The 11,251-nt window shown below is 59.5% G+C and carries 11 protein-coding genes; 7 read left to right on the top strand and 4 right to left on the bottom strand.

The window, feature by feature from the left end; genetic code table 11:
• Positions 1-164 precede the first annotated feature (164 nt).
• A complete protein-coding gene (locus HMPREF9538_RS08050; protein WP_004175547.1) occupies positions 165-1,211 on the top strand; it encodes a MerR family transcriptional regulator in 1,047 nt (348 codons plus the stop codon).
• On the opposite strand, the gene dauA is transcribed toward HMPREF9538_RS08050, so the two are convergent.
• From dauA to lolB, 4 genes are all read right to left on the bottom strand, one after another.
• Complete coding sequence (gene dauA, locus HMPREF9538_RS08055; protein WP_004200291.1) at positions 1,212-2,891, bottom strand: C4-dicarboxylic acid transporter DauA; 1,680 nt, start codon at positions 2,889-2,891, stop codon at positions 1,212-1,214.
• A 124-nt stretch (positions 2,892-3,015) separates the two neighbouring features.
• Positions 3,016-3,963, bottom strand: a complete 948-nt coding sequence (gene prs, locus HMPREF9538_RS08060; RefSeq protein WP_002910407.1) for a ribose-phosphate diphosphokinase — start codon at positions 3,961-3,963, stop codon at positions 3,016-3,018.
• Positions 3,964-4,146: 183 nt separating this feature from the next.
• Positions 4,147-4,995, bottom strand: a complete 849-nt coding sequence (gene ispE, locus HMPREF9538_RS08065; RefSeq protein WP_004898981.1) for a 4-(cytidine 5'-diphospho)-2-C-methyl-D-erythritol kinase — start codon at positions 4,993-4,995, stop codon at positions 4,147-4,149.
• Positions 4,995-5,606: a lipoprotein insertase outer membrane protein LolB gene (lolB, locus tag HMPREF9538_RS08070; RefSeq protein ID WP_002910405.1), complete on the bottom strand. Its 612-nt coding sequence runs from the start codon at positions 5,604-5,606 to the stop codon at positions 4,995-4,997. The genes ispE and lolB overlap by 1 nt, the downstream gene beginning before the upstream one ends.
• Positions 5,607-5,876: 270 nt before the next feature.
• Here lolB and hemA point away from each other — a divergent pair, with 270 nt between their 5' ends.
• From hemA to kdsA, 6 genes are read left to right on the top strand one after another with little or no spacing between them, the layout of a single operon-like run.
• On the top strand, positions 5,877-7,133 hold the full coding sequence (hemA, locus tag HMPREF9538_RS08075) for a glutamyl-tRNA reductase (protein ID WP_002910404.1): 1,257 nt from the start codon (positions 5,877-5,879) through the stop codon (positions 7,131-7,133).
• A gap of 42 nt (positions 7,134-7,175) precedes the next feature.
• The gene (gene prfA / locus HMPREF9538_RS08080; protein ID WP_002910403.1) at positions 7,176-8,258 is read left to right on the top strand and encodes a peptide chain release factor 1; all 1,083 of its coding nucleotides are present in this window, start codon (positions 7,176-7,178) and stop codon (positions 8,256-8,258) included.
• The gene (prmC, locus tag HMPREF9538_RS08085; RefSeq protein ID WP_020317192.1) at positions 8,258-9,106 is read left to right on the top strand and encodes a peptide chain release factor N(5)-glutamine methyltransferase; all 849 of its coding nucleotides are present in this window, start codon (positions 8,258-8,260) and stop codon (positions 9,104-9,106) included. Before prfA ends, prmC begins: the two co-directional genes overlap by 1 nt.
• Positions 9,106-9,498 carry an invasion regulator SirB2 gene (gene sirB2, locus HMPREF9538_RS08090; protein WP_004145428.1) on the top strand — a complete coding sequence of 131 codons (393 nt, stop codon included), beginning with the start codon at positions 9,106-9,108 and terminating at the stop codon, positions 9,496-9,498. Before prmC ends, sirB2 begins: the two co-directional genes overlap by 1 nt.
• 3 nt (positions 9,499-9,501) lie before the next feature.
• Complete coding sequence (gene sirB1, locus HMPREF9538_RS08095) at positions 9,502-10,314, top strand: invasion regulator SirB1 (protein WP_002910395.1); 813 nt, start codon at positions 9,502-9,504, stop codon at positions 10,312-10,314.
• Between the two features lie 39 nt (positions 10,315-10,353).
• Positions 10,354-11,208 (top strand): 3-deoxy-8-phosphooctulonate synthase, encoded by an 855-nt coding sequence (kdsA, locus tag HMPREF9538_RS08100; protein WP_009485736.1) that lies wholly within the window; start codon positions 10,354-10,356, stop codon positions 11,206-11,208.
• The last annotated feature ends 43 nt before the right edge of the window (positions 11,209-11,251 follow it).

Below are 11,251 nucleotides of genomic sequence, written 5' to 3'. Positions count from 1 at the left end.
CTTTATCTCTTCCTCTTTTTCCCGCCATATTACGCCCCCATTCCGTCCTGGCCTTCGTGCTGCTATGGTTGCCAGCAAAAATGAATAGCAAGCGCGGTTTTTGCTTGACCCTGACGTTACGTCAGGCTGCAGAGTAGCGGACCTGGCCACAGAGAGGAGCAGTCATGTTAATTCAGGTGGGAGAGCTGGCGAAGCGTGCCGGACTGACGGTACGTACGCTGCATCATTATGAACAGACGGGGCTGTTAACGCCTTCGGCCAGAAGCGAGGCGGGCTATCGGCTCTATAACCTGTCCGCGGTTCAGCGCCTGCATATGATAAAGGCGCTGGCGCAGGCCGGGCTAACGCTCGCCACAATCAAGGACTATCTCGATCGGCAAACGCTGTCGCTGCCCGAGCTGCTGACGCAGCAGATAGATATGCTCAACGCCCAGCTACGCGATGTTGGCAGGCTGCGCGACCGACTATTGGTGCTGCGCGAGGCGCTGGCGAGCGGCAATGAACCCGATCTGGAGTCCTGGCTACAGACGCTGGAGTTAATGAAAATGTACGATCGTTGGTTTAGTCAACAGGAGTTAGCCGCGCTGCCGTTTGCGGCACAGGATGAACAGAGGGCGCAGGCGTGGCGCGAGCTAACGGAGGAGGTGCAGACGCTGATGGCGAGCGGCTGCCCGACGGACAGTCCGCAGGCGATGCGTCTGGCGACGCGCTGGATGGAGCGCCTGGAGCAGGATACGGCCGGGCGTCCGGAGTTTCTGACCCGCCTGAACGAGATGCATGCCGCCGAGCCGCAGATGGTTGAACAGACCGGCGTCACGCCGGCAATCATCGCCTATATCACCGAGGCCTTTGCCGAAAGCAAACTGGCCATCTGGGCGCGGTACCTTGACGAAGAAGAGATGGCGTTCACCCGCCAGCACTATTTTGACCGGCTACAGGAGTGGCCTGCGCTGGTGGCGAAGCTGCATCAGGCGTGCCGGGAGGGCGTAGCGCCGGACTCGGCGTCGGGTCAGGCGCTGGCCCGGGCGTGGCTTGAACTGTTTCAGTCCTACGCCGGTACCCGGCCGCAGACGTTGCAGAAGTTTCGTCGGGCAATGGAGCAGGAGCCGCATTTGATGAAGGGCACCTGGATGACGCCGGCGGTGCTGAGCTGGCTGCAGCAGGCGACCGGATCCTTGATGCGGCAGGCGCAGGGACCTGCCGCCGGGTGATCACAGGTCAGCCAGCGCGGCCTGACGATCGGGGTAGAAGCTCAGGCGTCCGGGCAGCGGCTTGACGCCGGCGCGCGCTAGCGTGCGTAGCGGCTGAAACTCGAGGTTAGATACGCGCAATTCACAGCCTTCCGGCAGCTTGTTCACAAAGCGCTGGAAGGCATCCAGGCCACCGGCGTCGAGAACCGGCACCGCGTCCCATTTCAGCACCACGATGCGCTTGCCGGCGATCCGGGTCTCCAGATCGTTGAACAAGCCTTCGGCGGCGGCAAAGAACAGCGGCCCAATTACCCGCAGCACCAGCACATCGTCTGGCACCTCGACGTTGACCGGCGCCAGATGAGTCATGCGTGCGATACGGCGCATAAACAACAGCGAAGCCAGCACGATCCCGACGCTGATAGCGATCACCATGTCAAACAGCACCGTTAGCGACATGCACATCAACATCACCACGATGTCGTCCTTCGGCGCGTGGCGCAGCAGATTGATGACTTTATGCGCCTCGCTCATATTCCATGCCACCATCAGCAGCAGGGCGGCCATCGCCGACAGCGGCAGCCAGGAGAGCAGTGGGGCGAGGATCAGCAGCGCCAGGATCACCAGCAGGGCGTGGATCACGGCGGCAACCGGCGATGTGGCGCCGGCGCGGACGTTCGCCGCCGAGCGGGCAATCGCCGCGGTGGCAGTGATCCCGCCGAAGAACGGCGCGACAATGTTGCCCAGCCCCTGGCCAATCAGCTCGCTATTGGCTTTGTGCTTGGTGCCGGTCATGCCATCAAGCACCACCGCGCACAGCAGAGATTCAATGGCGCCGAGCATCGCCATTGAGAAGGCGGCAGGCAGCAGAGCCTGCAGCGAGGCCCAGCTCAGGGTAAAGTTTGAGCCCGGCATATCCCAGGGCAATACCAGCTGCGGCAGCAGCTGCGGAATGCCATTGCCCTGAGTGCCGTCCGCCAGCTGATAATGGAACTGCGAGCCGATCGTCGCGACATCGCCGCCGAGCAAGTTGACCACCAGCATGACCGCACAGCCGCCCAGCAGCGCCGGGAGGTGGCCCGGCAGGCGGATACCCAGCCGCGGCCAGAGGATCAGAATGCCAAGAGTAACGACGCCGATGGCGGCATCGCCAACGTTAATGGTCGGTAGGGCCATCGCCAGCGCCGCCACTTTCTGCAGATAATGCTCCGGCACATGGGGCATCTGCAGGCCGAGGAAATCTTTAATCTGCATGGTGCCGATGGTGATACCGATCCCCGAGGTGAAGCCGAGGGTGACTGACAGCGGGATATATTCGATCAGGCGGCCAAAGCGCGCCAGGCCGAAGAGGATTAAAAAGATCCCCGACATCAGCGTCGCCACCAGCAGTCCCGCCAGACCAAACTGCTGGGAAACCGGGTAGAGGATCACCACAAAGGCGGCGGTCGGACCGGAAACGCTAAAGCGTGACCCGCCGGTCAAGGCGATCACAATTCCTGCCACCGCTGAGGTATAGAGGCCGTACTGCGGCGGCACGCCGCTGCCAATCGCCAGCGCCATCGCCAGCGGAATCGCAATGATCCCGACGGTGATCCCGGCGATCAGGTCACGCGTGAAGCGGGCGGTGGTGTACTTTTCTTTCCAACAAGCGTCGATGAGGGCGCGGAAAGGCATCACATGTGAGGAAAATAATCTGTTCACAATAATGTTTCATCCATGAGCGCATCATCTGTCAACTAAATGGCAGGTGAAGGAGGCATTGATCATACAAATAAGGTGCGGAGACAAAAAAACCCGCCGCAGCGGGTTTTTGTGCTGGGCTCGATTAATGTTCGAACATAGCAGAGATAGATTCTTCATTGCTGATACGGCGAATAGCTTCAGCCAGCATACCGGAGAGCGTCAGAGTACGCACTTTATCCAGCGCTTTAATTTCTGGTGCCAGCGGAATGGTATCGCAGACGACAAATTCATCAATGACAGAGTTTTTGATGTTCTGGATAGCGTTGCCGGAGAAGATTGGGTGCGTCGCGTAAGCGAATACGCGTTTCGCGCCACGCTCTTTCAGCGCTTCTGCCGCTTTACACAGGGTGCCGCCGGTGTCGATCATATCGTCGACCATCACGCAGTCACGACCGGCAACGTCGCCGATGATGTGCATCACCTGGGAGACGTTGGCGCGCGGACGGCGCTTGTCGATGATAGCCATATCGGTATCATTCAGCAGTTTAGCGATAGCGCGGGCACGCACGACGCCGCCGATGTCCGGAGAAACCACAATCGGGTTGTCCAGGTTCAGCTGCAGCATATCTTCCAGCAGGATTGGGCTGCCGAACACGTTATCGACTGGCACATCGAAGAAGCCCTGGATCTGTTCTGCGTGCAGGTCAACGGTCAGCACGCGGTCAACGCCGACGCTGGACAGAAAATCCGCCACCACTTTCGCGGTGATTGGCACACGAGCAGAACGAACACGACGGTCCTGACGAGCATAACCGAAGTAAGGGATAACGGCGGTGATACGACCTGCCGAAGCACGACGCAGAGCATCAACCATAACAACCAGTTCCATCAGGTTGTCATTGGTGGGAGCACAAGTGGACTGGATGATGAAAATATCACCACCGCGTACGTTTTCATTGATTTGTACGCTGACTTCGCCGTCGCTAAAACGACCTACAGCGGCGTCGCCAAGAGAAGTGTACAGGCGGTTGGCAATACGTTGTGCTAGTTCCGGGGTGGCGTTACCAGCAAAAAGCTTCATATCAGGCACGAGAAGAACCTCAGGCATGCGTCCAGTGGTGGATGAATGGGCCAATAATGTGCGGGATGGCGCCATTCGATCCAGTCGGTGTATTTAAAGAGCACGATGCAACGTCTGGAACAGGGTGACGTTGTCACCGTAACTCAATTTCCCCGGCTGACTCATTATCAATGTGCCATCACGGCGCAGGATTCAGAGCAGGGCCTGCTTGAGCGGCGAAAGGTTAACTCCGCGCGCCACAAAGCCATTTAGCCATGCCGGGGCAGTGTCCAGCACCTGACGGGCAGCGGATTCGGTGTTAAATTCAGCAAACACACAGGCCCCTGTGCCGGTCAGGCGTGACGGCGCATATTCTAACAGCCAGGAAAGCGCGGCATCAACCTCGCGAAAACGTTTTCTTGCGATAAGCTCGCAATCGTTGCTGAATTCACAATTTAATAACGTATTAATTGACCGGCGCGGGGTATTTCGTGGTAGCTCCGGATCGCGAAAAATGATCGGCGTCGGAATACTGACCCCCGGGTGGGCCACCAGGTACCATTTTTCCTCGGGTTCTACCGGCGTCAGTATTTCACCCACCCCCTCGGCGAAGGCGGCATGGCCGCGCACGAAAACCGGCACATCGGCCCCCAGCTGAAGGCCAAGAGTCGCCAGCTCATCTTCCGAGAGACCGCAGCCCCACAGATGGTTGAGCGCCACCAGCACGGTGGCAGCATTGGAGGAGCCACCGCCCAGGCCGCCGCCCATCGGCAGGCGCTTATCGATACTGATATCGGCGCCGCTGCCCGCCGGCAGGCGATCGCTTTCGCTGGCGGCATGCATCAGCAGACGCGCGGCGCGAACGATCAGATTCTCCTCGTCCGGCACGCCGGCCACCGGCGTCAGCAGGCGCAGTTGGCCGTCAGTACGCGGTTCGATGGTCAACGTATCGCCGTAATCGAGAAACTGAAACAGCGTTTGCAGGGTATGGTAACCATCGGCCCGCTGGCCGGTGATATATAAAAACAGATTCAGTTTTGCAGGAGAGGGCCAGCGGGTCATCATTTCACGATCCAGTTATCCATCTTCAGCTTGATGCGCTGAGCGCCATTGTTCAGCTCGACATTGGACGGTAGGGCTGGCTGGGTATCGCTGGTGTAGCCGCCGTAGGTCACGTGCCAGGTTTTGCCGTTTTGCGTATAGTTCAGTTCACGCAGACGGTACCGATCGTCCAGCGAATAGTCGGTGGCGTCGCCCGGCAGGCCGATGATCCACTGGCGCAGGCTGTTCAACGGGATCGGCATCCCGGTCAGACGGCCAATCATCTCTTCGGCATCAGTGGCGGTATAGGTCTGGCCTTTGTTATCGATCAGCTGCACGCTGCCCGGCTGCGCGGTCAGCGACAGCTCGGTGCTGCCCAGCGGGTTGGTCAGCAGCAGGCGATAGCGGTCCTGGCCGGTTTGCTGCCAGAAGAAGCGGGCATAGACTTTTTGCTCATCGGAAAGATAGGCAAACGCCCCGCGGGTCTGGAACTGATTGAGGCTGCGGACAGCCTGCTGGTGCTGACGCCACTGCGGCGAATCCGGGCTTTTGCCAGGCCCTTGCGGCGTATGAAGAGAACAGGCGGTGAGGACGAGGCTGGCCAGCGGCAGCAGGCGGAACAGTCGATTCATAATGATGACAAATCCTTGATGTCTACAGGGAAAAACGGCGACAGGGAACAGCGGGCCGATTTGTGTAGCAGGTTACATTTATAACCCTTAATGCTAGCGTCGCCGGGCGATAGCGTCTACGTTCAAGTTGTCTGAAATCAAAAAATTAACCTTAATGGCGGTCTTGCTTTAACTATTACTCCAAAAGGGGAGCCTCTCTTTTATTGATTACGCGCATCCTGTATGATGCACTCAGACTAACCTTAGCAACGCTGGTACTACTCCCTCACAATGACCCTTTTAGCTCTTGGCATCAATCACAAAACAGCTCCGGTCGCCCTGCGAGAACGCGTCACGTTTTCGCCGGAAACGCTCGATAAGGCGCTGGAGAGCTTGCTGGCTCAGCCGATGGTGCAGGGTGGGGTGGTGCTGTCGACCTGCAACCGCACGGAACTCTATCTCAGCGTCGAAGAGCAGGATAACCTGCAGGAAGCGCTGATCCGCTGGCTGTGCAACTACCACGGCCTCAACGAAGAAGACCTGCGAAAAAGCCTTTACTGGCATCAGGATAATGACGCCGTCAGCCATCTGATGCGCGTCGCCAGCGGCCTCGATTCGCTGGTGCTGGGCGAGCCGCAGATCCTCGGCCAGGTGAAAAAAGCCTTCGCCGACTCCAGCCGCGGCCATCTTAACGTCAGCGAGCTGGAGCGGATGTTCCAGAAATCGTTTTCAGTGGCTAAGCGCGTGCGTACCGAAACCGATATCGGCGCCAGCGCGGTCTCTGTGGCTTTCGCCGCCTGTACCCTGGCGCGGCAAATCTTTGAATCGCTCTCCAGCGTCACCGTGTTACTGGTCGGCGCCGGTGAAACCATTGAGCTGGTAGCGCGCCATCTTCGCGAACATCACGTGCGCAAAATGGTGATCGCCAACCGCACCCGTGAACGCGCCCAGGCGCTGGCGGAGGAAGTGGGCGCCGAGGTGATAGCCCTCAGCGATATCGACGAACGGCTGAAAGAGGCCGACATCATTATCAGCTCCACCGCCAGCCCGCTGCCGATCATCGGCAAAGGCATGGTGGAGCGTGCGCTTAAGGCGCGGCGTAACCAGCCGATGCTGCTGGTGGATATCGCCGTCCCGCGCGACGTTGAACCAGAGGTCGGCAAACTGGCTAACGCCTACCTCTACAGCGTCGACGATTTGCAAAACATCATTCAGCATAACCTGGCGCAGCGTAAGGCTGCCGCGGTGCAGGCGGAATCGATCGTCGAGCAGGAAACCAGCGAATTTATGGCCTGGCTGCGCGCGCAGAGCGCCAGCGAGACCATTCGCGAATACCGTTCTCAGTCTGAGCAGGTCCGTGAGGAGCTGACGGCGAAAGCGCTGGCCGCGCTGGAGCAGGGCGGTGATGCCCAGGAAATTATGCAGGATCTGGCGCGCAAGCTCACTAACCGCCTGATCCACGCGCCAACCAAATCTCTTCAGCAGGCCGCCCGTGACGGGGACGACGAACGTCTGCATATTCTGCGCAACAGCCTCGGGCTGGAATAGCGCACCTTTCTCTTATTTTCAGGACAGGGTGAATTCACGCCTATGAAGTCTTCTATTGTTGCCAAACTGGAAGCGTTGTACGAGCGCCATGAAGAAGTGCAGGCGCTGCTCGGCGATGCCGCGACGATTGCCGATCAGGATAAATTCCGCGCGCTGTCGCGGGAGTATGCTCAACTGAGCGATGTGGCGCGCTGCTATACCGACTGGCGTCAGGTGCAGGAGGATATTGAAACCGCGCAGATGATGCTCGACGATCCGGAAATGCGCGAAATGGCGCAGGAAGAGCTGCGTGACGCCAAAGAAAAAGGCGACCAGCTGGAGCAACAGCTGCAGGTTCTCCTCCTGCCGAAAGATCCTGATGACGAGCGTAACGCCTTCGTGGAAGTGCGCGCCGGGACCGGCGGCGACGAAGCAGCGCTGTTTGCCGGCGATCTGTTCCGCATGTACACCCGTTACGCAGAATCGCGCCGCTGGCAGGTAGAGATCCTCAGCGCCAACGAAGGTGAGCACGGCGGCTTTAAAGAGGTGATCGCCAAGATCAGCGGCGACGGCGTTTACGGTCGGCTGAAATTTGAATCCGGCGGCCATCGCGTGCAGCGTGTGCCGGCCACCGAATCGCAGGGGCGGATCCACACCTCCGCCTGTACGGTGGCGGTGATGCCGGAGCTGCCGGAAGCCGAAATGCCGGACATTAACCCGGCGGATCTGCGCATCGATACCTTCCGTTCCTCCGGGGCAGGCGGTCAGCACGTTAACACCACCGACTCGGCTATCCGCATTACCCACCTGCCCACCGGCATCGTGGTGGAGTGCCAGGACGAGCGTTCTCAGCATAAAAACAAAGCCAAGGCGCTGTCGGTGCTGGGCGCGCGCATCCGCGCCGCCGAAGTGGCCAAACGTCAGCAGGCGGAAGCCTCCACGCGCCGCAACCTGCTGGGCAGCGGCGACCGCAGCGACCGCAATCGCACCTATAACTTCCCGCAGGGCCGCGTGACCGACCACCGCATCAACCTGACGCTCTACCGTCTGGATGAGGCGATGGAGGGCAAACTCGACATGCTGATTGAGCCGATTGTCCAGGAACATCAGGCCGATCAGCTGGCGGCGCTGTCCGAGCAGGAATGATGACCTTTCAGGCCTGGCTGCAGCAGGCGATCGCCCGCCTGGCGGAGAGCGACAGCCCGAGACGCGACGCCGAGATCTTGCTGGGACACGTTACCGGCCGGGCGCGAACCTGGATTTTGGCCTTCGGTGAAACGACGCTCTCTGCTGACGAGGCGGCGAGGCTGGAGGCGCTCCTGGTGCGACGCCAGCGCGGGGAACCTATTGCTCATCTGGTCGGGCAGCGCGAGTTTTGGTCGCTGCCGCTGTTCGTCTCCCCGGCGACGCTGATCCCCCGCCCGGATACCGAATGTCTGGTAGAGCAGGCGCTGGCGCGTCTGCCAACCGCGCCGTGCCGTATTCTCGACCTCGGCACCGGGACCGGCGCCATTGCCCTGGCGCTGGCCAGCGAACGTCCGGACTGTGAGGTCACCGCGGTGGACGTGATGCCGGACGCCGTGGCGCTGGCGTTGCGCAATGCCGAACATCTGGGCATCGCTAACGTGACGATAAGTCAAAGCGACTGGTTTAGCGAGCTGGACGGGCAGCGCTTCGCCACGATCGTCAGCAATCCCCCCTATATCGACGCCGCCGACCCGCATCTCGCCGAAGGCGATGTGCGCTTTGAGCCGTTGACGGCGCTGGTCGCAGGCGACCAGGGGCTGGCCGATCTGGCGCATATCATCCGCGAGGGACGGCAGTATCTGCAGCCCGGCGGTTGGATGCTGCTGGAGCATGGCTGGACTCAGGGCGAGGCGGTTCGCGCGCTGTTCCGCGAAGCGGGCTATCTGGACGTCGCGACCTGTCGCGACTATGGCGACAATGAGCGTCTGACCCTCGGACGTTTACCCGACATGGAGAACGTTGGCTGATGAACTTATTCACGGCTGTCCTCTACCTGCACATTGCCACAGTGGCGGTGTCGGTAGGATTGTTCGTTTTACGTTACTGGTGGATGTATCACCAGAGCCCGCTGCTGAACCAGCGGTGGGTGCGAATTGCGCCGCACTGCAGCGATACGCTGCTGTTTCTCAGCGGCGCAGGGTTAATGGCGATAACGCACTACCTGCCGTTCACAGAAGACGGCGCATGGCTGACTGAAAAGCTGTTTGGCGTTATCATTTACATCGCATTAGGTTTTATCGCGTTGGGCCGTCGTCGTCCGCGCAGCCAGCAGAGCCGCTTTATCGCGTTCCTGCTGGCGCTGGTGGTGTTGTTTATCATCATTCAACTCGCCATCACAAGAATACCGATACTGGGGTAGGTCATGGGGTCATTAGCGGATTTCGAATTTAACAAAGCGCCATTGTGTGATGGCATGGTCCTCATTTCTGAACAGGTCCGCGACGATTTTCCGTCGCGTTTTGTCGAGGAAGAGCTGCAGCGATTGCTGCGCCTCGCGCAGGAGGAGATTGCGCCGTCGTGGGACCAGGAGCGCCAGATAGAACGATTGCTGGAGCTGTTTTACGACGAGTGGGGCTTTGGCGCCTCGCAGGGCGTGTATCGTCTTTCCGACGCGCTATGGCTGGATAAAGTGCTGGTTAACCGCCAGGGGAGCGCGGTGTCGTTAGGCGCGATCCTGCTGTGGATCGCCCAGCGCCTGGCGCTGCCGGTGGTGCCGGTGATCTTCCCGACCCAAATGCTGCTGCGTGCGGACCCGGAAACCAGCGAAGAGATGTGGCTGATTAATCCGTTTAACGGCGAGACCCTCGACGAGCATACCCTGGAGGTATGGCTGAAGGGCAACATCGGGCCGGTGGCGGAACTGTTTAATGAAGATCTCGACGAAGCGGATAACGCCGAGGTGATCCGCAAGCTGCTGGACACCCTGAAGTCGGCGCTGATGGAAGAGCGGCAGATGGAGCTGGCCCTGCGCGCCAGCGAAGCGCTGCTGCAGTTTAATCCGGAAGATCCGTATGAGATCCGCGACCGCGGGCTGATATACGCCCAGCTGGACTGCGATCACGTGGCGCTGTTGGATCTGAGCTATTTCGTTGAGCAGTGCCCGGAGGATCCGATCAGCGAGATGATCCGCGCGCAGATCAACACGATTTCGCATAAACAAATTACATTGCATTAGTCTGGAACCATTCCGGTTACACCCTGATAAGGCGAACTTATGAAACAAAAAGTGGTTAGCATTGGTGATATCAACGTAGCGAACGACCTGCCGTTCGTGCTGTTCGGCGGGATGAACGTGCTGGAGTCGCGCGACCTGGCGATGCGTATCTGCGAACATTATGTCACCGTTACGCAGAAGCTTGGTATTCCCTACGTCTTCAAAGCCTCCTTTGATAAAGCCAACCGTTCCTCCATCCACTCCTATCGTGGGCCGGGTCTGGAAGAAGGGATGAAGATTTTCCAGGAGCTGAAGCAGACCTTTGGCGTGAAAATCATCACCGACGTTCATGAAGCCTGCCAGGCGCAGCCGGTAGCTGACGTGGTGGACGTGATCCAGCTTCCGGCTTTCCTCGCGCGCCAGACTGACCTGGTGGAAGCGATGGCGAAGACCGGGGCGGTGATCAACGTCAAGAAGCCGCAGTTTGTCAGCCCGGGTCAGATGGGCAACATCGTCGATAAGTTTATCGAAGGGGGTAACGACAAAGTAATCCTCTGCGACCGCGGCGCGAACTTCGGTTACGACAACCTGGTCGTGGATATGCTCGGCTTCGGCGTGATGAAGAAAGCCTCCAACAACTCGCCGGTCATTTTCGACGTCACCCACGCGCTGCAGTGCCGCGACCCGTTTGGCGCAGCCTCCGGCGGTCGTCGTGCGCAGGTGAGCGAGCTGGCCCGCGCCGGTATGGCGGTAGGTATCGCCGGTCTGTTTATTGAAGCGCATCCGGATCCGGACCACGCGAAATGCGACGGCCCGTCCGCGCTGCCGCTGGATAAACTGGAGCCGTTCCTCAAACAGATGAAAGCGATTGACGATCTGGTGAAAAGCTTCGACGAGCTGGATACCAGCAAGTAAGCCTGACTGCATCAGTAAAAAAGCCTGCCGGCGTCAAAACCGG

The sequence above is a fragment of the Klebsiella sp. MS 92-3 genome (genome assembly GCF_000195655.1).
GTDB lineage: Bacteria > Pseudomonadota > Gammaproteobacteria > Enterobacterales > Enterobacteriaceae > Klebsiella > Klebsiella pneumoniae.
This window is presented reverse-complemented; position numbering and strand designations above follow the sequence as displayed.

Excerpts from the sequence above, each read along its gene's own strand:
- HMPREF9538_RS08050 (WP_004175547.1), top strand. The coding sequence starts at position 165 with ATGTTAATTCAGGTGGGAGAGCTGGCGAAGCGTGCCGGACTGACGGTA.
- ispE (WP_004898981.1), bottom strand. The coding sequence starts at position 4,995 with ATGACCCGCTGGCCCTCTCCTGCAAAACTGAATCTGTTTTTATATATC.
- lolB (WP_002910405.1), bottom strand. The coding sequence starts at position 5,606 with ATGAATCGACTGTTCCGCCTGCTGCCGCTGGCCAGCCTCGTCCTCACC.
- hemA (WP_002910404.1), top strand. The coding sequence starts at position 5,877 with ATGACCCTTTTAGCTCTTGGCATCAATCACAAAACAGCTCCGGTCGCC.
- prfA (WP_002910403.1), top strand. The coding sequence starts at position 7,176 with ATGAAGTCTTCTATTGTTGCCAAACTGGAAGCGTTGTACGAGCGCCAT.
- prmC (WP_020317192.1), top strand. The coding sequence starts at position 8,258 with ATGACCTTTCAGGCCTGGCTGCAGCAGGCGATCGCCCGCCTGGCGGAG.
- sirB2 (WP_004145428.1), top strand. The coding sequence starts at position 9,106 with ATGAACTTATTCACGGCTGTCCTCTACCTGCACATTGCCACAGTGGCG.
- sirB1 (WP_002910395.1), top strand. The coding sequence starts at position 9,502 with ATGGGGTCATTAGCGGATTTCGAATTTAACAAAGCGCCATTGTGTGAT.
- kdsA (WP_009485736.1), top strand. The coding sequence starts at position 10,354 with ATGAAACAAAAAGTGGTTAGCATTGGTGATATCAACGTAGCGAACGAC.